Consider the following 19,032-nt stretch of genomic DNA (forward strand, 5'->3'; position numbering starts at 1 on the left):
GTGGTCGCGAAATCGCGGACGCGAGTCCACCTGATTTTTCTTGGCAGGGCTAAAGCCGGATGCCTATCGTCGGAGGACCGGGACGCAGGAAGGAACCACCATGTCGAAAGCGCAGATCGAAGCCGTCGCCCAGATGATCGCCATTCCCGAGGAAGAGCCGTCGGTCGCCGAACAGCGCGGGGCGATGGAGCAGATGGCCGCCGCTTTTCCGTTTCAGGCGCAACATAGCGAAGCGGTCGAGATGGGTGGCGTCTCCTGCGAATGGATCTGGGACGATACGGCGCGGGACGATGTCGTGCTGCTCTATTTTCACGGCGGCGGCTATTGTCTCGGTTCGATCGCGACCCATCGCAATCTGATCGCGGCGCTCGCCAAGGCCGCCGGCGTCCGGGCGCTGGCCGTCGACTATCGCCTGGCGCCCGAAAATCCGTTCCCGGCGGCGGTCGAGGACGCGGTGGCGGTCTACACGGCGCTGCTCGAACAGGGGCGCGATCCGTCGAAGATCGCCGTGGCCGGGGATTCGGCCGGCGGCGGCCTGTCGCTGGCGTTGATGCTCTCGGCGCGCGAGCGGGACATGCCGCAGCCGACCTGTGCGGCCCTGTTGTCGCCCTGGACCGACATGCGCGCGGCCGGAGAGTCGTTCCAGACGCGAAGAGACGCAGATCCGATGATCGTGCGGGACCGGTTGCTCGTGATGGTCGGACGGTATGTCGGAGCCGCCAGCACCGCGGATCCGCTCGTTTCGCCCGTGCTTGCCGACCTGTCCGGCCTCGCGCCGCTGCTGATCCATGCCGGGGATGCCGAGCTGCTGCTCAGCGATTCGACCGATCTGGCGAAGCGCGCCGAGGCAGCGGGAGTGGATGTCGAGATCAAGGTCTGGGACGATATGGTCCACGTCTTCCAGGCCTTCTACCCCCTGGTCGACGAGGGCCGCGAATCGATTGCCGAGATCGGCGCTTTCATCCGCGAACGGACGGCATAGGCGCCACGATCGTCTAGACCCGGTCGGCGACGCCCAATGCCTCGAGCTGACTGGTGGCCCGTTCGACATCGCAGGACAGGATGACGATGTCGTGCAGCGCGCCGTCCGCATCGCGCACATGGTCGCGCAGCAACGCCTCGCCGCGGAAACCCAGTTCTTCGAACACGGTGATCGCGCCTTTCTGATCGACCGTCATCTGTGCCGTGAGTTTTTTGAGGCCTTTGCCGAGTGCGATACGGAAACAGCGTTCGATGAGCGCCCGGCCGAGCCCGTGCTGCCGTGCGGTCGTGGCCACGAGTACACGCACCTCGCCGACATGGGGGGACCAGCTGAGCGGATCGGTATAGAGCGCCGAACAGCCGACGATCTTGCCGTCCTGTTCGGCGAGCAATGTTTCGAACGATCCGGCTTCGGTCTGCGCGATCCAGGCGTCGACGACCCGGCGTTTCGTAATGTCGCGCCGCAGGAAAAGAAGGTCGTGCGGCGACAACGATCCGGCAAAGGCCAGGATCGCCGCCTTGTCGTCCGCCGTCATCGTCCGAAGTGTGTAGGAAACCTCTCCGACGGGTATCGTTTCTGCCATTTATACGGACCTTTCCGCCAGCCATTCATCCAGGGTCGGCCATAGCCGCCGCGCCGCATTGGGGCCGGCAATCAGGCTGATATGGCCGCCCTTGAGGGTGATTTCGGTTTTGTCTTCGGACCCCGCCAGCGCCACCAGATGCTTGCTGGCTTCATAGGGCACGATGTGATCGTGCAGCGCCACCGCGTGGAATAGCGGGACCGTGATATTGCCGATATCGACGGGCCGGCCGCCGACCTCCAGCGTGCCCTCGAGCAGCCGGTTGTCCCACATCAGCTTCTTCACCGTGTCGCGGAAATACTCGCCCGCCAGCGGCAGCATGTCGTTGCTCCAGCGTTCCATCTTGCGGTGAAATTCGACGAAATCGCCATTCCACATATTGTCCCACAACATCCGCTGTCCGGCGACGCGCCCCGAAGGGCGCAGCATGTCGAACGACGTCAGGAGCAGTTCGGGCGAGGCATTGCCCACGGCGTCGACCAGCCGGTCGACATCGAAATATTGGCGCTGGGACATGTGCGCGAACAGTTCCATCCGCGAGAAATCGATCGGCGTGGTGAAGCAGACCAGATTCTTGATCGGCGCATCGGGATGCGTGGCCGCGTAGATCGTCGCAAGCACGCCGCCCATGCAATAGCCGGCGAGCGTCACCTCCTCCTCGCCCGTCGTTTCGCGCACCCGGCGCAGGCAATCGTCAATGAAGCGGTTCGCATAATCGTCGAGCGAGAGGGATTTTTCCTCGGGGCGCGGTGCGTCCCAGTCCATCACGAAGACGTCGTATCCGGAGTCGAGCAGGAAACGGACGAAGCTGTGGTCCTCGGAGATATCGAACACATAGCCGCGATTGGTGGTCGCCATCACCATCAGTATCGGCACCCGGTAAATCTCGTCGGCGCGCGGCTTGTAGTGATAGAGGTTCAGCGTGCCGCGCTTGTAGATTGTCTCCTTGGGCGTCAGCCCCACCGGCGGCGCCGCGGACGCGAAATATTCGAGCCCCTTGATATTGCGCTGTATCGTCCGCTCGACGAGCCGGGCGATCCCGGCGCCGGCATCCGCCGTGCTGCTGGACGCGTCGGCCATGCGCGCCCTAATCCGATTTCTTTTTGGCGGCCTTTTTCGCCGGCGCCTTGCGGGTGCGCGGCGGGCCGGACGCGGTTCCAGCTTCGCTGGGCGCGATGCGCGACAGCGCCTCCTCGATCCGCACGAGCCGTTCGTCCATCGTCATCAGTCGCTCGCCGATCGCGGTGATATCGGCTCGGCTCGGCATGTTGAAGAATTCGAGATTCTTCGACATCTGGTCGGACACGCCCTTTTGAACCTTGGCACCGAGCTCCGTGCCGACGCCGGACGACCGGGCGAAAAGTTCGGTATTGAATATCGCTTTCGACATCTCGTCGAAGCGCGCTTCGAGATCGCTCATGGCTTTACGGATGGTATCGAGCGGATCGGCGGGTGTGTTGTCGGCCATATAGTCCTCCCCTTCGGAGCTGCGGAGTATGGCGCGGGGCCGGCCGCGAGTCGAGCGTCACGCCGCGGCGGCGAAGAACATCAGATAGACGAGCCGGCCCGTCTCCGGACTTTTGCCGAAGCCGGGTCCGGCATTATGGAACTGCCACGGCTTGAACAGGATCAGCCGGTTGAACCGCATCGGGATACGCGAGATGCGCTCCCATTTTCCCGGCTTCGTCGTGTCCGTGTTGACGACATCCTCGATCAGCATGTTGGGATCGGCATAGCCGGTTGCCGCCAGTTTGGCCGGATCGTCCGGCACGGCTTCGAGACCGGTGCGGCGGTGTCGGAAGAAATCGGTGCCGCCCCGGCAATGCTCGTCAAGGCTCAGATACAGGATGCCCGAATAGAAACAGGGATCGATATGCACGCCGCTCCGGCCCTTGTCGGCTTTCAGCGTCAGCCGGCAATGGCGGTGGCTGGTGCTGGGATCGGCTTTGACGGGCGTGCCGACGATCCGCGACACGCTGGTATCGAGTCCCTCGATCGGGAGCGGCCTGGTCGAGAGCAGCCCCGGATAATTGCCCTTCTTGAATGCCGGATCGTAATCGAGAGCCAGCGCCTGACGGCGCGCGCCATGCGGATCGCGGAGGAAATCGTCGATAACGATAAGCGAGGGCAGCATGGACGAACACCTGGATCGCGGGCGGATAACGAACGGGCTCCGGCGTGTTTCATCGCCGGTCCACTGTCAAGCGGATGCCCGGCAATCAGGGGCTTTACGCATTTGCGCGGCCCCGGCGGTTCGGGCATGATCGAACTCGAATCAATAACCCCAGAAGATCGGGAGACAGATCATGCATGCCGTCCTTACGTCCCGCGCGCCGCTCGCTCTTGCTCTTTTCACCATGGCTGGTCTGGCTGCCTGTGGCGGTGGTCCGACGCCCGGCCCCGGCGATTTTGCCGCGGCCTGCAATGCGAATGGCAATCTCTCGGCCGATATCTGCGATTGTCTCGATGAACAGGCGCAGGAACTTTCGCCTGAAACCCACGCGTTCGTGATCGCGACCATCGCCGAAGACGAGGCGGAGGCTCAGCGTCTGCGCCCCGATCTCGACGAAGCCCAGGCTTTGGCCGCCGGCCAGTTTATCTCGCGCGGTATTCAGGAGTGCATCATCGACCTGCCAGACATGGCCGAAGGATAGACGCCGCTTCCATGTCGACCATTCCAAGAAGCTGGCTGTTCGTCCCGGCCGATAGCGACAAGAAGATCGCCAAGGCGCTCGGCGGCGAAGCCGACGCGATTATCCTCGATCTGGAGGATTCGGTCGCCGAAGCCAATAAACCGGCGGCCCGCGAAACCGCTGCGGCAGCGGTGGCCGACGCCGATCGTGATCGGCCGCAGCTGTGGATCCGGATCAACCCGCCCGACAGCGGCTTGGCGGAAGCCGATCTCGCCGCCATTATTCGTACGCGGCCTTACGGCGTCATGGTTCCGAAAACCGAAAGCGGCTCGGATATCGATACGCTGCGCCGCATGCTCGACGCCGAGGAAGGCGCGCAGCGCGTGCAGGTCGGCTCGACGAAAATCAGCGCCGTCGCCACCGAAACGGCGGCCAGTCTTTTCGGCCTCGGAAGCTATGCGGGCGTGAGCGACAGGCTCGCGGCCCTGACTTGGGGCGCCGAGGATCTCTCCGCGGCGCTCGGCGCGTCGAGCAAGTTCGACGCGGACGGCGAACTCAGCTTCACCTACCGGTTGGCCCGTTCGCTCTGCCTGGCGGGCGCCGTGGCGGCAGACGTCCAGCCCGTTGACAGCCTGTACGGCGATTTTCGCGATCAGGAGGGATTGAAAGCGGATTGCGAGAAGGGCCGGCGCGAGGGCTTCACCGGTAAGCTGGCGATCCACCCGGCCCAGGTGCCGGTGATCAACGCGGCGTTCACGCCGAGCGATGCCGAAGTCGAACATGCCCGCAAGGTCGTCGACCTGTTCGCCGCCAATCCCGATTTGGGCACGATCGGGCTCGACGGCAAAATGCTCGATCGCCCGCATTTGCTGCAGGCCCAAAGGGTCCTCGACCGCGCCGATCTGAGCGGGCCCGGCTGATCGAAACCACATATCGGTTCATCGAAGAGCTGTTTTCCCGAAAGGCGCTTGGTTCGATACGCACTAAGAATCTTTGGCGATGCGGATCGGGTCGACCGGGGCGCGGACCGAACGGGAAAGGGGCAACGGGATGGATCGGGTAATTTCAAGACGAGCCGGTGCGACCATGATCGCGACGACGTGGTTGATGGCCGCGAGCGCCGCGCTGGCGACGCCGCAAGAGGATGCCGACGCGCTCTTCGCGGCACAGAATTGGAGCGAGGCGGCGCGCGCCTATGAAGCGCTGCTCGAAACCGACGCTGGAAATGGGACGAACTGGTTCAACCTGGCGCAGGCCCGGCATTCCGCCGAAGATCATGCCGGCGCCCGCACCGCCTATTTACGGGCGATCGAAGCCGGCGCCGCGCCGGTGCCGAGAATCCGCTATCACCTGGCCCGAGCGCTGATGTCGCTTGGCGAGCGTGAGGCTGCGCTGACCGAACTCGAAACGCTTGCCGCGACGGGCGGCCCGCCGGCGAGTGTGATCCGGGGCACCGTCGAATTCGCGGCGCTGGCCGAAGAAGCCCGATTCGCGGCCGTCGTCGAAGCGCTGACGCCGTGTACCGGCCCCGAATACCGGGCGTTCGACTTCTGGCTTGGGCAGTGGGACGTGACCGCCGGTGCCGCAACCCAACCGACGGCCAGCAGCCGGATTTCATCAAAACATGGCGGCTGTGTCGTGCTCGAAGAATATGATGCGGGCGGCTATACGGGGATGAGTATCAACTTTTACGACGTCACATCGGACCGCTGGCATCAAAGCTGGATGGCGAACAACGGTGTACCGGTCTATCTCGAAGGCAATCTCGATGAAACCGGCGCCATGGTCCTCAGCGATGCCGATTTGCCGATCAGCACGGCCACGGGCACGATTAACCGCGTCACCTGGTCGACCAATGAAGATGGCAGTGTCCGCCAGTTCTGGGAAGTCTCGACGGATGGCGGCGAGACCTGGTCGACCGCTTTCGACGGCCGGTATGTGCGGCGCGAGGCGAGCTCGGCAGAATAAGCTCGTCTATTCGGCGGAATCCGCGTCTTCGCGCGCGGCCTCTTCGCGCTGTCGCTGTCGTTCGGCGATGCGCGGCTCCATCAGCGCAATGGTCTCGATCCGGTCGAGCGCGTTGCGCGCGGCGATGTATCGGCGGGCATCGGCGATCCACTGATCGGCCTCCTCGCGGCCGGGCAGGCGGAGGATTTCGGCAAGCGCCGTATCCACCTGGCCGACGGCCAGCTTGTCACGGGCTCGCTGGAGCCGCTGGCGCGGCGCCGGCGAAGGTGTCCCTTCCTGCCGGAGAACAAAGAGTTCGGAGAACTCCCGTCGCGTCGCGTCCCACCAGCTTTCGCCCTCGCCGATGCCGATCAGCGCGGGTTCGAGCGCGGTGAGGCGGGACTGGAGCCCGTCCAGCGTCACCGGCTGCTGCGATGCCGCGATCACCCGCGCCACCGCTTCGGGCGCCGACCGGCCGAAGCGTTCGCGCAGCAGGCCCTCGATATAGCCGAGCGCGACGCCGCGATCGAGCGCGCGGCGCGCGGCAAAGGCGACGAGCAGCCCTTCGGCGCGATCGGCGTTGCCGGCGGCCGCGCCCGCACGCGTGCCGATCCGGTCGATCCGGTCTTCGAGCTGGGCGACGCGCCGGGCCAGGGTTGCACGGTCGGCCTCGATCTCGGCCGGGTCGGGCGCTTCGCCGACTGGCGCTCCGGGCGTTCCGAGTTCGGTTTCGTCGAGCTGCCGTTCGAGCGCCGCGACGGCCGCGCTGCTTTCCGGCGAGGCCGGGTTTTCCTCTTCGACCGCGAAGATACCCATCGATCCGCCATAATTGACGAGGAACCAGCCCATCCCGATGACCCCGCCAAGAAAGGCGACGCCGGCGATGATGAGGACGCGGATCAGGGATCGCCGCGGCGTATCCTCGGTTTCGATCGGCTCGTAATCGCGCGGCATAAGGCGGTTCCAGCTTCCCTAAATATGTGCGGCCAGGCGCACCGGGCGGATGCTTTACCCGATCGCACCGGCCCCGCCTAGTGAGGATGCAGCGGCGAGCATGGCGTCGTCGGTCGGCCGTTCGGCGGCGATCGCCGTCCGCCAGCTCCGCCCCGCCGCTGCGAGCGCGGCCTCGCTGATCGCCACGAGCGAGAGCGTTTCGCGTGCGACGGCCTGCGCCGTGCACAGCTCGTCCAGATATCGGCCCGAACGCGGCGAGTGGACGAGGAGGATATCGCCGCTTCCGACCGCGTCCGTCAGATCAGGCGGCGCCACGCGCGCCGCGGCGTAGACGGGAGTCCGCGTGACCGTGAGGCCGGTCTCGTCGAACGGACGCGTCGCTTCGCCCGCCGGATGGAAGATACGGCGCATGCCGTCGGCGCGCAGCCGGTCCGCCATCTCTTCTACGTCGGAAGCGCCGGCGATGATCGTCTCGAAACCGATCGCCTGCGCAGCCTCGGCGGTTTGCGCGCCAACGGCATACAGCGGCAGATAGTGATAGCGGGCGAGACCGATTCCGCCGGACCGCGCGCTGTTGGCGCTCGTCATCAGCACCGCGTCGAACGCGTCGGGCCCGGGCGGATCCCAGTCCAGCGGCGCGATCTCGAACAGCGGGATGACGGTTGCCGCCCAGCCCTGTTTCCGGGCGCGATCCGCGGTCGTGCTGGCGCCCGGCTCGGGCCGCAGGATGACCAGCCGTGACGTCATCCGGCGAACAGGGTCCGGACGGCCGGACTCGCGCCGTCGAGCAGCGATCGGCCGAGATTCCCGCCGATTTCCAGGCGGTTGGAGGGCGGGCCCTCGGCCGAAAGGGCGATTTTGTCGCTTCCGTCGTGGAGGAGCAGTTCGGCATGCACGGTCATGACGCCATCGCGGATGTGGGCCAATGCGGCCACGGGCGAATGGCAGTCGGCGCCGAGCGCATAGAGCAATGCGCGCTCGGCATCGATGCATTGGAAGGTGTCGGGATCGTTGATGCCGCCGATCAGCGAGCGGACTGTTTTGTTTGCAGCCAGAGTCTCGATGCCGATCGCCCCCTGCTGGGCAGCCGGCAACACTGTCCCGACCGGAATGCCCGTGCCTATATCGCGATGGCCGAGCCGGTCCAGTCCGGCCGCGGCAAGCAGTGTGGCGTCGACCGAGCCGCTTTCGACCGCCGCGAGCCGGGTTGCGACATTGCCGCGCAGCGTTTCGATCGAAAGATCCGGCCTGAGGTTCAGCAACTGCGCAGCCCGTCTCGGCGACGACGTACCGACCCTGGCGCCCCTGGAGAGATCGTCGAGACTGTCGGCGCCGATCAGCCGGTCGCGCACATCGGCGCGCGGCAGGTTGGCGGCGAGGACGATCTCGGCCGGCCGGATCGTCTCGACATCCTTCATCGAATGAACCGCGAAATCGATCTCGCGCTCGCCGAGCGCGCGGTCGAGTTCCTTGGTCCAGAGTGCCTTGCCGCCGATTTCGGCCAGCGGTCGATCCTGAACCTTGTCGCCCGTGGTCTTGACGGGGACTATCGCGATGTCGCCATCGGTCATTCTATGCGCATCGATCAGCGCCGCCTTGACCATATGTGCCTGGGCCATGGCGAGCGGCGAGCCTCGCGTGCCGAGCCGGAGGGGAGTGTCCATAAGGCTTGTGCTAGCCCGGGATGCGGTGGCAGGGAAGGGTCATGGCGATCATTCTGGGTCTCGAATCGAGCTGCGACGAAACCGCGGCCGCGCTGGTGACGAGCGAGCGCGAAATCCGCGCCCATGCGCTGGCCGGGCAGGAAGAAGCGCATCGGCCTTTTGGCGGGGTCGTGCCCGAAATCGCGGCGCGCGCGCATGTCGACGTCATGACGCCACTTGTCGAGCAGGTGTTTGAAGAATCAGGCCTTTCACTGTCCGATATCGACGCGGTGGCGGCGACGGCAGGGCCCGGTCTGATCGGCGGCGTGATGGTCGGGCTGATGACGGGCAAGGCGTTGGCGCTCGCCGGCGGCAAGCCGCTGGTCGCGGTCAATCATCTCGAGGGTCATGCCCTGTCGCCGCGGCTTGTCGACCCTTCGCTGGAATTCCCCTATCTGCTCCTCCTCGTGTCGGGCGGCCATTGCCAGCTGCTGCTGGTCGAAGGCGTCGGCGCCTACCGGCGGCTCGCGACGACGATCGACGATGCAGCCGGCGAAGCTTATGACAAGACGGCCAAACTGCTCGGGCTCGGCTTTCCGGGCGGGCCCGCCGTCGAACATGCGGCGAAGGGCGGCGATCCCAAGGCCGTACCGCTGCCCCGCCCGCTGGTCGGTACCGCCGAACCGCATTTCTCCTTTGCCGGGCTCAAATCGGCCGTGCTGCGCGCGCGCGACAGTGGCCGATATGCGTCCGAAGACATTGCCGCGAGCTTTCAGGCGGCGACGATCGATTGTCTTGTCGATCGGACGGCAAAGGCACTCGGATCGCTCGATGCCGTCAACGCCCTGGTGGTCGCGGGCGGCGTTGCGTCCAATCAGGCGATCCGGGACGCGCTGGAGGCGCTGGCCGCGGATGCGGGCCTTCCCTTCATCGCCCCGCCGCCCTGGCTGTGCACCGACAATGCGGCGATGATCGCCTGGGCCGGTGCCGAGCGGTTCGGCGCGGGTTTGACGGATCCACTCGACATCCCGGCCCGCGCCCGCTGGCCGCTCGACGACGATGCGGCTAAGGCCCGGGGGGCAGGAGTGAAGGCATGACGATAGAGACGATTGGCGTCATCGGCGGCGGCGCCTGGGGCACGGCGCTCGCACAAAGCGCGGCGGTGGGCGGTGATCCCGTCATTCTCTGGGCACGCGAAGGCGAGGTGGTCCGCGCGATCAACGATCAATGCGCCAATCCGCTGTTCCTTCCCAATATCCAGCTGTCGCGCAAGATCCGGGCGACGAGCCAGATCGACGACCTGGCCGATTGCGACGCCATTCTCGTCGTCGCCCCGGCCCAGCATGTCCGCGATATTCTCGGGTCCGCATCGATCGGCTTCGCGCCGCTGATTCTCTGCGCCAAGGGGATCGAGGCCGGTTCGAAAAAGTTGATGAGCGAGGTTGCGGCGGAGGTCTATCCAGGCTCGCCGATCGCCGTCCTGTCCGGGCCGACCTTCGCACACGAAGTGGCCGCAGGCCTGCCGGCAGCTGTGACTCTGGCCTGCGAGGACCAGACGCTCGGTCAGTCGCTCGCGGCGCGCCTCGCCAACCCGGCATTCCGGCCCTATCTGTCGAAGGATGTCGTGGGCGCCGAAATCGGCGGCGCGGTGAAGAATGTCCTCGCGATCGCCTGCGGCGTGGTCGAGGGAAAGCGGCTCGGTCAGAACGCCCGCGCGGCGCTCATCTCGCGGGGCTTTGCCGAAATGACGCGGTTCGGCCTCGCGCGCGGCGCCGAGGCGGAAACATTGGCCGGGCTATCGGGGCTCGGCGATCTCGTATTGACCTGTTCCTCGACGAATTCGCGCAACTTCTCGCTCGGCAAGGGGCTCGGCGAAGGAAAGTCGGCCGAGGAGTTGCTGGCCGACCGGACGACCGTTGCCGAAGGCGCGCATACCGCGCCGGTGCTGCGCGAAGCGGCCCATGACGCGGATGTCGAGATGCCGATCACCGAGGCGGTCTGCGCGATGCTCGAAGGCGCGATGTCGGTCGATGCGACGGTCGAAGCGCTGATGGCCCGGCCGCTCAAGAGCGAGCGCTAGGGCGTCGGTCCCAGGACCCTCGCGTTCGCGAGAGTTGACGAAACCGTCAAAAATCCCAGCAGATTCCTTCATGCTCCCAGTCGCCATAGCGAGTGGGCTCGAGACCGTCCTTGCCGCCATGTTCGGCTTTGGGCTCGACGGCTTTCGGCTCGGGAACCGGGGGGTTTTCCGATAGATGCGCGGGAACCTTGACCCAGTCCGGGCGTTTTCCAGCCATATCGTCCTCCAATTGCCAAATTGCCTGCCAATCCCCATTTTGGGGCTTGAAGACGGAGACGCAAGGTGAACCAGTTCAAAACGCTTATCATGCTGGCGGTCATGACCGCGCTCTTCATGGGTGTCGGGCTGATGCTCGGCGGCCGGGTGGGGATGATCCTCGCCCTGATCGTGGCGGCGGGGATGAATCTTTTTACCTATTGGAATGCCGACAAGATCGTCCTCCGGATGCACAACGCACGCGAGGTCGATGCGCGCACGGCACCGGAATTTTACGGCCTCGTCCAGCAGCTTGCCCGGAAGGCCGGGCTGCCGATGCCGAAGGTCTACATCATCGATTCGCCGCATCCCAACGCCTTCGCCACCGGCCGCAACCCGGAAAATGCCGCGGTCGCGGCGACGTCGGGACTGCTCGACATCCTCGACCGTGACGAGGTGGAGGGCGTGATGGCGCACGAACTCGCCCATGTCCGCAACCGCGATACGCTGATCATGACGATGACGGCGACGATCGCCGGTGCGATCTCGATGCTGGCGAGTTACGGCTACTTCTTCCGGGGCGGCGGCGGACGGGCCGGGATCGCCGCGCTTGTCGCCGTCTTTATCGCGCCGTTCGCCGCGATGATCGTCCAGATGGCGATCAGCCGGACCCGCGAATATGGCGCGGACCGGGGCGGCGCGGAAATCTCGGGCAAGCCCGAGGCGTTGGCGACGGCGCTCGCCAAGCTCGCCAACGGTGCGTCGAAGATCCACAACCCGGTCGTCGACCGCAATCCGGCGGCCGCACAGCTCTATATCGTTCCGGCCCTGTTCGGCGGCGCGCGCAGCCTCTTCTCGACGCATCCCGATACGGGCAGCCGGATTGCGGAGCTCGAGAAAATGGCCTCGGTAATCGATAGCGGTTCGGCCGGATCGTTCGGTGCGGGCAAGACTCTGGGCCAAGAGCCTGCGCGGCGCGGTAGCGCGCTCGATCCCCATGGGCGCGATCGCTGAGCGCGCGCGACGCTTCGGGGGCGGCGCAGCAGGGCGTTGAGAGCCGGCGGGCGGCGCTGCAGCTGCTCGATGCCGTTCTGCGTCAGGGTAAATCGGTCGATGCGGCAATGGGCCGCGCATTCCGGCAGCTGAAACGCGCGGACGATCGCGGGCTCGCTGCCGCCATCGTCGGCGAGGTATTGCGCCGGCTTCCCGATTATGACCGTCTGATCGACAGTGCGACCCAACGGCCGCTTCCCGACGATGCGAAGGCGCGCATGGTGCTCCGCATGGCGCTTGCCCAGGCCCTGGCGCTTGGCACGCCGCATCATGCCGCCATATCGACCGCCTTGCCCCTGCTCGCCGGCGGCCCGAAACGGCTCGCGCACGGCGTGTTCGGCACTTTGTCGCGACAGAACGTGCAATTGCCGGAGATCCCCGCGCTGCCCGATCCGGTTGCTTTGCGCTGGCGTGAGAATTGGGGCGACGCCATGGTGTCGGCCGCCGCGCGCGCGATCGCCGCACCTCCGCCGCTCGATCTCACTCTTGCCGATCCGGCGGTAACGGCGGAATGGGCGGACCGGCTTGGTGGACGGAGCCTGATTCCAGGCCATGTGCGATGCGAGCGGGCTTCGGTCGTCGATCTGCCCGGCTATACGGACGGACAATGGTGGGTGCAGGACATGTCGGCCTCGCTACCGGCCAGGCTGTTTGGCGCGGGCGAAGGCCGCCATGCACTCGATCTGTGCGCAGCGCCGGGCGGCAAGACTCTCCAGCTCGCCGCGCAGGGCTGGCAGGTCACGGCGCTCGACCGGGCCGAAAGTCGTCTGGCGCGACTTTCGGACAATCTCGAGCGGACGGGTCTTTCGGCCGAACTGGTCGCTGCCGATGCCCTCCAATGGGCAACGACCGAGCGCTACGATGCCATCCTGATCGATGCTCCCTGTTCGGCGACCGGGATCTTCCGCCGCCATCCCGACGTGCTCTACCGGGCGAGCCCGCGCATCATCGCGGAAAGCGCCGGGATACAAGCCGCGATGCTTGACCGCGCTTCGCGCTGGCTGAAGCCCGACGGCGTTCTCGTCTACGCGGTCTGTTCGCTCGAACCGGCCGAAGGCGAGGCGGTAGCGCAGAGCTTTCTGGTCGAGCATCCGGGCTTCGTCATCGATCCCGTCGATCCGGCGATGCTTCCGGCCGGGCTCTCGCCATCGCCTGAGGGCTGGCTCCGTATTCTGCCCGGCCAGATCGCCGATCCGGGCGGCGCCGACGGCTTTTTTCTTGTCCGTTTTCGGCACAGCTAGGCTTTGATCGCACAAACTGCGCATCTTATCCCCAAATAGTCTTTCCGGGCCGCCCCGCCTGCTTGCCCGATTCGCGGCCCTCTCCTAAGTCTGCGCGATTATGGCCCGGCCTGTCCGCATAGCGCCCTCGATCCTCTCCGCAGACTTTGCCAAGCTGGGGGAAGAGGTTCGTGCGATCGATGCCGCCGGTGCGGACTGGATCCATATCGACGTGATGGACGGGCATTTCGTCCCCAATCTTACCGTCGGGCCTAGCGTCGTGAAGGCATTGCGGCCGCACACGGACAAGCCGTTCGACGTCCATCTGATGATATCGCCGGTCGACGCCTTTCTGAACGGTTTTGCCGAAGCGGGCGCCGACACCATCACCGTGCATCCCGAAGCCGGCGCGCATGTCCACCGGACGGTCCAGCATATCAAATCGCTGGGCAAGCGCGCGGGAATCTCGCTCAATCCGGCGACGCCGGTCGAGACGCTCGACTATCTGCTCGAGGATATCGACCTCGTTCTCGTCATGAGCGTAAATCCGGGCTTTGGCGGGCAAAGCTTTATCGAAAGTCAGTTGCGCAAGATCGAGGCGATCCGCGCGCGGATAGACGCTCTTGGCAAGCCGATCGATCTTGAGGTCGATGGCGGGATCGACCCTGAAACCGCCCCGCGCGCGATCGCGGCGGGCGCCGATGCGCTGGTCGCCGGCACGGCTACCTTCCGCGGCGGCCCCGATCGCTATGCCGGCAATATCCGTGCGCTGAGGGGCGCATGACGGTCGCCGAGCGGATCGACATGCCCGAGGAATCGCGGGACGGTATCGACAAGGGGCGGCGGCTGATCCGTCTCGACGATGGCGGGCTCTCCCTGTCCGAACGGCTGGCCACGCGGTTCCGCCACATGGTCTGGCGCACGCCGCTGCACCGGTTGCGGTTGCGCGGCAAGTTTCCGCTCAAGCTCGTCGCGGTGCCGGACGACCCGATTCACGGCGACCGGACCCGTGGCGCTTCGTTGCTGGAGGGCCGCGCGCTTTTCCATGGCCAGGAGATCGCCCTCGCCGATCTCGATTTCGCCACGCTCAACGTATCGGCGGGTCTCGCCGATTATCTGCAGAGCTTCGAATGGCTGCGCGATCTGGCCTCGGCCGGCTCGCGCGAGGAAATCGCGCCGATCGCGGAAAAGCTGATGCGCAACTGGCTGGAAACGCATGGCGGCAAGGTTGCCGAGGCCGGCTGGCGACCCGAGATGTGGGGACAGCGGATTTTCCTCTGGACGAGCTATGCGCCGCTTATCCTGTCATCGAACGATCTCGTCTATCGGTCGGCGGTCCTCAATACACTGGCCCGCGGTGCACGCCATCTCGACCGCGCGGCGTCTAAGGAAAGTCCTGGGCTGACCCAGGTCCGCGCCTGGGCCGGGGTGATCGGCGCCGGTCTTCTGGTACAGGGCGGCGAACCGCGCGTCGCCCGCGGCGAGGCGGGTCTCGAACGCGCGCTGTCGCAGGCATTGACCGCCGATGGCGGGATCAACTGCCGGTCGCCGGTGGCCCAGCTCGCACTGGTCGAAACGCTCGGAATGCTCCGTGCGGCCTATGATTCCCGGCGGATGGAGTTTCCAGCGACATTTGATTCGGCTCTGTCTTTCGCCGTCCCGGCACTGCTCGGGGTGACGCTCGGCGATGGCGGCCTTTCGAGCTGGCAGGGCGGTGCGCCCATCCCCGGCCGCCGGATCGCTGCGTCGGTCGAGGCGACCGGGCATCGCGCCTTGCCGCTGCGCAAGGCGCGCGACTGGGGCTATCAGCGCATGGCCGCCGGCGACACGGTGCTGGTGGTCGATGCCGCGCCGCCTCCTTCGATGCGGCTGGAAACCGGGGGGTGCGCCTCGACCCTGGCCTTCGAGATGTCGCACGGTCCGCATCGCATCGTGGTCAATTGCGGGGGCGCCGGCGGTACGGCGCTGCCGAAGAGTTTTGCGGACGGGTTGCGGACCACGGCCGCCCATTCGACGCTGACGGTCGCAGACAGCAATTCCACGGCGCTCAATCCGGACGGTTCGCTCGGGCGCGGCGTGGTCGAGGTCGAACTCAACCGGCGCGAACGCAACGGCATCGCGCGGCTCGAGGCGAGCCATGACGGTTACGTCCAGCGGTTCGGGCTCGTCCACAAGCGGCAATTGGGTCTGTCGGAGGACGGCGACGAATTGCGCGGCGAGGACGTGCTGCTTCCCGGCGGCCGGCACAAATCGAACGGGGCGGCTTTCGCCATCCGCTTCCATCTGGGCGCGGGCGTCGATGTCTCGCCGACGGCGGACAATATGGGCGCGCTGCTCCGCGTCGAGGGCGGTCCGGCCTGGCATTTCCGGTGCCGCGGCACCGGCCTTATGATCGACGACAGCGTCTGGGTCGATGAAAAATCGCGGTTGTGCGAGACCAAGCAACTGGTGCTGGCCGGCGAGGCGGCGCCAGGCGGCACGACCATCGGCTGGCTCTTCCGTCGCGCGGGATAGGGCGCTAAAGACAGCCGCGATTCTTCCCTCGGCTTGCCGGCGCGGATGATGCCGGATGCTCTCCCATATCGGTTTTCTCGAACAGGATCTCTCATGACACAGGTCAAAGTTACCCGCGCCCTGCTTTCCGTTTCCGACAAAAACGGTCTCGCCGAACTCGGGCAGGCGCTCGTACGCCACGGCGTCGAACTGGTGTCGACCGGCGGCACCGCGAAGGCGCTGCGCGATGCCGGGCTCGACGTGCGGGATATATCGGACCTGACCGGCTTCCCCGAAATGATGGATGGACGGGTCAAAACGCTGCATCCCAAGGTGCATGGCGGCCTTCTCGCCGTGCGCGACAATGACGAGCATGTCGCCGCAATGGAGGCGCATGATATCGGCGCGATCGACCTGGTCGTGGTCAACCTCTATCCCTTCGCCGCCACGGTGGCGCGCGGCGCCGATCGGCCGGATATCATCGAGAATATCGATATCGGCGGTCCGTCCATGGTGCGTTCGGCGGCCAAGAATCATGCCCATGTCGCGATCGTTACCGATCCGGCGGACTATGACGAGCTGATCGCGGCGCTCGATGCCGATGGCGGCATGACGTCTCTAGACTTCCGTAAACGCCTGGCTGCAAACGCTTTTGCAGCGACGGCGACCTATGATTCGATGATTGCCAGCTGGTTCGCCTTTGCCGATCAGGGGGAGCAGTTTCCCGAGCGGCTGCAGATCCCCGTCCGCCGCAAACAGGCCTTGCGCTACGGCGAAAACCCGCATCAGGCGGCTTCGCTCTACGAGCCCGAAATGCCGGGCGCGAAAGGGATCGCCCAGGCCGAGCAGCTGCAGGGCAAGGAACTCAGCTACAATAATTTCAACGATGCCGATGCGGCGCTCGAGCTGGTTTCCGAATTCGATACCGCCGAGCCCAGCTGTGTGATCGTCAAGCATGCCAATCCGTGCGGCGTGGCGACCGCCGGCTCGGCGATCGATGCGTACAAGGCGGCGTTCGTCTGCGATACTGTCTCGGCCTTTGGCGGAATCGTCGCGCTCAATCAGTCGCTCGACGCGGAAATCGCGGCGGCTATCACCGAAATCTTCACCGAGGTTGTGATCGCACCGGACGCCGATGAAGAGGCGCGCGCCATCTTCGCCAGGAAGAAGAATCTGCGGCTGCTGCTGACGGGCGATTTCGCCGATCCGGCGCGGCCGGGCCTGACGATGAAGACGATCGCCGGCGGCCTGCTGTTTCAGGGCCGCGACAATGGGCGGATCACGCGCGACGATCTGACGGTCGTGACCAGAAGGCAGCCGACGGACCGGGAGCTGGCCGACTGCCTCTTCGCCTGGACGGTGGCCAAGCATGTCAAATCGAACGCGATCGTCTACGCCAAGGACAGCAGCACGGCGGGTGTGGGCGCGGGACAGATGAACCGGCTGGAATCGGCGCGTATTGCCGCCTGGAAAGCCAAGGATGCGGCCGAAAAGGCCGGCTGGAGCGAACCGCGCACTATCGGTTCGGCCGTGGCGTCGGATGCTTTCTTCCCCTTTGCCGACGGGTTGATGGCGGCCGTTGAAGCGGGCGCGACCGCGGTGATCCAGCCTGGCGGCTCGATCCGCGACGACGAGGTGATCGCGGCGGCCGACAAGGCTGGCCTTGCGATGGTCTTTACCGGGATGCGGCACTTCCGGCATTGATGGGCCGGGGTTTCGGGCTCGATCCGGCCGGTCGGGCTATACGGCCTCGCGCTTGCCCATCTTGAACAGGATCCGGTCGTCCGGCCCGAAGCCGCGATACCAGATGATGGCGCCGTAAGCGGCCAGGACCGCCGGCACGCCGATCAGCAATTCCGTCCATTCGGGCGTGAAGGTAGCAACATAGCCGACCACGGTCGCCGTGCCGGCCGCCCAGACCAGGGCCCAGCGCCAGGGGCTGACCGGCGCTTCGAGCAGGCGGGACAGCAGCCGCGCTTTCATGATCGAAGCCATGCCGAGCGCGAGCATCAGCGCGAGGGCAGGGCCCGTCGCCTGATAGAGCATCGGCAAACCGTTTTCCCGCATGATCAGGATGATGGCCACGGTCAACGCCGCCTGCACGGCCAGCATGAAGCAGGAGATCATGAGATTGCGGTGGCGCGCGACATAGACCAGTGCTGCTTCCGAAACGGCGGCTGTCGCCGCGACGACTTCCGCGGCCAGAAGGAAAGCCAATATTCCGGTTCCGCCGACAAAGGCGGCGCCGACCAGTCCCATCCAGGCTTCGCCGGGAATTCCGAGCGCCAGCGCGACCCCGGCCTGGGCGGCGATGATCCAGAAACCGGCCTGGCGCACCTGTTTGGCTACTGCCGCCCGGTTTCCGTCGCGCAGATTCTGGGTGATCACCGGCCCGAGGATCGGATCGAAACTGGTCTTGAGCTTTTGGGGCAAGGAAGCGAGCTGCTGGGCGACATAATATATGCCGACGATGGTGGGCGAGAAAAACAGGCCGAGTATGGCGATATCCAGCCGGCGCGACACCCATTCGATCGCGTCGGCGCCGGCCATCGGCAGATTGGCCCAGGCGAGCCGCAACAGCCGCACCGGATGCGGCCGCCAGCCATGCGGCACGCCATAGGTCCGGAACAGCGGCCAGAGCGAGGCGGCCAGGGCCGCGATCATCGAGAGCACATAGGCGAGGATCAGCCCGTCGCGCAGCGAATAGAACGCCAGGAAGAAGGCAGCGATGCTGATCGTCCAGGGTTCGACGATCGCCCGAGCGCGGACCGTGGCGCCGATATCGTGACGATAGGCGAGCGCGGCGAGCGCGATATCCGAAGCCGCCAGCGCGAAAATCGTCAGCGGCAGCAGCCGTTCCAGCCCCTGGATTTCGCTGTTCGGGAACATCGCCTGCGGAAAGGCGACCAGTAACGCGACGGCGATGGCCGAAGCGACGAACCCGGCGAGCATGGCATCCCAGATGACGTCGACATGCGGCCGATCGGTCTTGGAGAGCTGTTCCGCCAGCCCGCGTTTGAGCCCGAGCGTCGAGAGTTGCGCCGCGAACTCGACGACGATGACGGCATAAGCGAAAATGCCGAGCGCCTCGGCGCCGTACCAGCGACCGGCAATGAAGAGGAATGGGATGCGGGCGGCCAGCCGGAGGATGAACCCGAAAAAATTGGTCCGACCGCCCCTGGCGAGCGCGGACAAATCGGGCGGCGGAGGCTTCTTTATATCCGCCATACCATGCGCCTGTCAGGACAG

At 65.8% G+C, this 19,032-nt stretch carries 20 protein-coding genes; 11 read left to right on the forward strand and 9 right to left on the reverse strand.

Annotated features, from left to right (window positions below):
* Positions 1-100 precede the first annotated feature (100 nt).
* Complete coding sequence (locus tag HFP57_RS12015; protein ID WP_176869985.1) at positions 101-982, forward strand: alpha/beta hydrolase; 882 nt, start codon at positions 101-103, stop codon at positions 980-982.
* A 13-nt stretch (positions 983-995) separates the two neighbouring features.
* Here the strand turns inward: HFP57_RS12015 and HFP57_RS12020 are convergent, their stop codons facing one another.
* From HFP57_RS12020 to HFP57_RS12035, 4 genes are read right to left on the reverse strand one after another with little or no spacing between them, the layout of a single operon-like run.
* Complete coding sequence (locus tag HFP57_RS12020) at positions 996-1,565, reverse strand: GNAT family N-acetyltransferase (RefSeq protein ID WP_176869986.1); 570 nt, start codon at positions 1,563-1,565, stop codon at positions 996-998.
* Positions 1,566-2,645 (reverse strand): PHA/PHB synthase family protein, encoded by a 1,080-nt coding sequence (locus HFP57_RS12025; RefSeq protein ID WP_176869987.1) that lies wholly within the window; start codon positions 2,643-2,645, stop codon positions 1,566-1,568.
* Positions 2,646-2,652: 7 nt separating this feature from the next.
* Positions 2,653-3,033, reverse strand: coding sequence for a hypothetical protein (locus HFP57_RS12030; RefSeq protein WP_176869988.1), 381 nt, complete (start codon positions 3,031-3,033; stop codon positions 2,653-2,655).
* A gap of 57 nt (positions 3,034-3,090) precedes the next feature.
* Entirely contained in the window at positions 3,091-3,699 is a 609-nt protein-coding gene (locus HFP57_RS12035; RefSeq protein ID WP_176869989.1) for a DUF6445 family protein, read from the reverse strand.
* Between the two features lie 172 nt (positions 3,700-3,871).
* Between HFP57_RS12035 and HFP57_RS12040 the strand changes: the two genes are divergently transcribed.
* The 3 genes from HFP57_RS12040 (at position 3,872) to HFP57_RS12050 (ending at position 6,166) form a co-directional block, all read left to right on the forward strand.
* Positions 3,872-4,219: a hypothetical protein gene (locus HFP57_RS12040; RefSeq protein ID WP_176869990.1), complete on the forward strand. Its 348-nt coding sequence runs from the start codon at positions 3,872-3,874 to the stop codon at positions 4,217-4,219.
* An 11-nt stretch (positions 4,220-4,230) separates the two neighbouring features.
* Positions 4,231-5,118, forward strand: coding sequence for an HpcH/HpaI aldolase/citrate lyase family protein (locus HFP57_RS12045; RefSeq protein WP_176869991.1), 888 nt, complete (start codon positions 4,231-4,233; stop codon positions 5,116-5,118).
* A 166-nt stretch (positions 5,119-5,284) separates the two neighbouring features.
* Positions 5,285-6,166, forward strand: a complete 882-nt coding sequence (locus tag HFP57_RS12050) for a tetratricopeptide repeat protein (RefSeq protein ID WP_176869992.1) — start codon at positions 5,285-5,287, stop codon at positions 6,164-6,166.
* Between the two features lie 6 nt (positions 6,167-6,172).
* Here the strand turns inward: HFP57_RS12050 and HFP57_RS12055 are convergent, their stop codons facing one another.
* Genes HFP57_RS12055 through hemC form a run of 3 tightly spaced genes read right to left on the reverse strand, consistent with a single transcriptional unit; the run spans position 6,173 to position 8,763 of the window.
* Positions 6,173-7,099: a hypothetical protein gene (locus tag HFP57_RS12055; RefSeq protein WP_176869993.1), complete on the reverse strand. Its 927-nt coding sequence runs from the start codon at positions 7,097-7,099 to the stop codon at positions 6,173-6,175.
* A 54-nt stretch (positions 7,100-7,153) separates the two neighbouring features.
* Entirely contained in the window at positions 7,154-7,846 is a 693-nt protein-coding gene (locus tag HFP57_RS12060) for a uroporphyrinogen-III synthase (RefSeq protein ID WP_176869994.1), read from the reverse strand.
* The gene (hemC, locus tag HFP57_RS12065; RefSeq protein WP_176869995.1) at positions 7,843-8,763 is read right to left on the reverse strand and encodes a hydroxymethylbilane synthase; all 921 of its coding nucleotides are present in this window, start codon (positions 8,761-8,763) and stop codon (positions 7,843-7,845) included. Before hemC ends, HFP57_RS12060 begins: the two co-directional genes overlap by 4 nt.
* Positions 8,764-8,804: 41 nt before the next feature.
* Here hemC and tsaD point away from each other — a divergent pair, with 41 nt between their 5' ends.
* Entirely contained in the window at positions 8,805-9,839 is a 1,035-nt protein-coding gene (tsaD, locus tag HFP57_RS12070; RefSeq protein WP_176869996.1) for a tRNA (adenosine(37)-N6)-threonylcarbamoyltransferase complex transferase subunit TsaD, read from the forward strand.
* Positions 9,836-10,822 (forward strand): NAD(P)H-dependent glycerol-3-phosphate dehydrogenase, encoded by a 987-nt coding sequence (locus tag HFP57_RS12075; protein WP_176869997.1) that lies wholly within the window; start codon positions 9,836-9,838, stop codon positions 10,820-10,822. The genes tsaD and HFP57_RS12075 overlap by 4 nt, the downstream gene beginning before the upstream one ends.
* A gap of 46 nt (positions 10,823-10,868) precedes the next feature.
* Here the strand turns inward: HFP57_RS12075 and HFP57_RS12080 are convergent, their stop codons facing one another.
* Positions 10,869-11,039 (reverse strand): DUF1674 domain-containing protein, encoded by a 171-nt coding sequence (locus HFP57_RS12080; RefSeq protein ID WP_176869998.1) that lies wholly within the window; start codon positions 11,037-11,039, stop codon positions 10,869-10,871.
* A 65-nt stretch (positions 11,040-11,104) separates the two neighbouring features.
* Here HFP57_RS12080 and htpX point away from each other — a divergent pair, with 65 nt between their 5' ends.
* The 5 genes from htpX to purH all read left to right on the forward strand — a co-directional run bounded on the left by htpX (position 11,105) and on the right by purH (position 17,487).
* Positions 11,105-12,031 (forward strand): zinc metalloprotease HtpX, encoded by a 927-nt coding sequence (gene htpX / locus HFP57_RS12085; protein ID WP_176869999.1) that lies wholly within the window; start codon positions 11,105-11,107, stop codon positions 12,029-12,031.
* Positions 12,028-13,311: an RsmB/NOP family class I SAM-dependent RNA methyltransferase gene (locus tag HFP57_RS12090; RefSeq protein WP_176871296.1), complete on the forward strand. Its 1,284-nt coding sequence runs from the start codon at positions 12,028-12,030 to the stop codon at positions 13,309-13,311. Before htpX ends, HFP57_RS12090 begins: the two co-directional genes overlap by 4 nt.
* 100 nt (positions 13,312-13,411) lie before the next feature.
* Entirely contained in the window at positions 13,412-14,074 is a 663-nt protein-coding gene (gene rpe, locus HFP57_RS12095; RefSeq protein ID WP_176870000.1) for a ribulose-phosphate 3-epimerase, read from the forward strand.
* Entirely contained in the window at positions 14,071-15,804 is a 1,734-nt protein-coding gene (locus HFP57_RS12100) for a heparinase II/III family protein (RefSeq protein WP_176870001.1), read from the forward strand. The genes rpe and HFP57_RS12100 overlap by 4 nt, the downstream gene beginning before the upstream one ends.
* A 93-nt stretch (positions 15,805-15,897) precedes the next feature.
* Complete coding sequence (gene purH, locus HFP57_RS12105; protein WP_176870002.1) at positions 15,898-17,487, forward strand: bifunctional phosphoribosylaminoimidazolecarboxamide formyltransferase/IMP cyclohydrolase; 1,590 nt, start codon at positions 15,898-15,900, stop codon at positions 17,485-17,487.
* A 36-nt stretch (positions 17,488-17,523) separates the two neighbouring features.
* Here purH and HFP57_RS12110 read toward each other — a convergent pair whose 3' ends face one another.
* Positions 17,524-19,011, reverse strand: a complete 1,488-nt coding sequence (locus HFP57_RS12110; RefSeq protein WP_176870003.1) for a lipopolysaccharide biosynthesis protein — start codon at positions 19,009-19,011, stop codon at positions 17,524-17,526.
* Between the last annotated feature and the right edge of the window lie 21 nt (positions 19,012-19,032).

The organism is Parasphingopyxis algicola (assembly GCF_013378075.1).
GTDB lineage: Bacteria > Pseudomonadota > Alphaproteobacteria > Sphingomonadales > Sphingomonadaceae > Parasphingopyxis > Parasphingopyxis algicola.

Excerpts from the sequence above, each read along its gene's own strand:
- tsaD (WP_176869996.1), top strand. The coding sequence starts at position 8,805 with ATGGCGATCATTCTGGGTCTCGAATCGAGCTGCGACGAAACCGCGGCC.
- rpe (WP_176870000.1), top strand. The coding sequence starts at position 13,412 with ATGGCCCGGCCTGTCCGCATAGCGCCCTCGATCCTCTCCGCAGACTTT.
- HFP57_RS12030 (WP_176869988.1), bottom strand. The coding sequence starts at position 3,033 with ATGGCCGACAACACACCCGCCGATCCGCTCGATACCATCCGTAAAGCC.
- HFP57_RS12110 (WP_176870003.1), bottom strand. The coding sequence starts at position 19,011 with ATGGCGGATATAAAGAAGCCTCCGCCGCCCGATTTGTCCGCGCTCGCC.
- HFP57_RS12040 (WP_176869990.1), top strand. The coding sequence starts at position 3,872 with ATGCATGCCGTCCTTACGTCCCGCGCGCCGCTCGCTCTTGCTCTTTTC.
- purH (WP_176870002.1), top strand. The coding sequence starts at position 15,898 with ATGACACAGGTCAAAGTTACCCGCGCCCTGCTTTCCGTTTCCGACAAA.
- HFP57_RS12020 (WP_176869986.1), bottom strand. The coding sequence starts at position 1,565 with ATGGCAGAAACGATACCCGTCGGAGAGGTTTCCTACACACTTCGGACG.
- HFP57_RS12025 (WP_176869987.1), bottom strand. The coding sequence starts at position 2,645 with ATGGCCGACGCGTCCAGCAGCACGGCGGATGCCGGCGCCGGGATCGCC.
- HFP57_RS12080 (WP_176869998.1), bottom strand. The coding sequence starts at position 11,039 with ATGGCTGGAAAACGCCCGGACTGGGTCAAGGTTCCCGCGCATCTATCG.
- HFP57_RS12060 (WP_176869994.1), bottom strand. The coding sequence starts at position 7,846 with ATGACGTCACGGCTGGTCATCCTGCGGCCCGAGCCGGGCGCCAGCACG.
- HFP57_RS12035 (WP_176869989.1), bottom strand. The coding sequence starts at position 3,699 with ATGCTGCCCTCGCTTATCGTTATCGACGATTTCCTCCGCGATCCGCAT.
- hemC (WP_176869995.1), bottom strand. The coding sequence starts at position 8,763 with ATGGACACTCCCCTCCGGCTCGGCACGCGAGGCTCGCCGCTCGCCATG.
- HFP57_RS12100 (WP_176870001.1), top strand. The coding sequence starts at position 14,071 with ATGACGGTCGCCGAGCGGATCGACATGCCCGAGGAATCGCGGGACGGT.
- HFP57_RS12045 (WP_176869991.1), top strand. The coding sequence starts at position 4,231 with ATGTCGACCATTCCAAGAAGCTGGCTGTTCGTCCCGGCCGATAGCGAC.
- HFP57_RS12050 (WP_176869992.1), top strand. The coding sequence starts at position 5,285 with ATGATCGCGACGACGTGGTTGATGGCCGCGAGCGCCGCGCTGGCGACG.
- HFP57_RS12055 (WP_176869993.1), bottom strand. The coding sequence starts at position 7,099 with ATGCCGCGCGATTACGAGCCGATCGAAACCGAGGATACGCCGCGGCGA.
- HFP57_RS12075 (WP_176869997.1), top strand. The coding sequence starts at position 9,836 with ATGACGATAGAGACGATTGGCGTCATCGGCGGCGGCGCCTGGGGCACG.
- HFP57_RS12015 (WP_176869985.1), top strand. The coding sequence starts at position 101 with ATGTCGAAAGCGCAGATCGAAGCCGTCGCCCAGATGATCGCCATTCCC.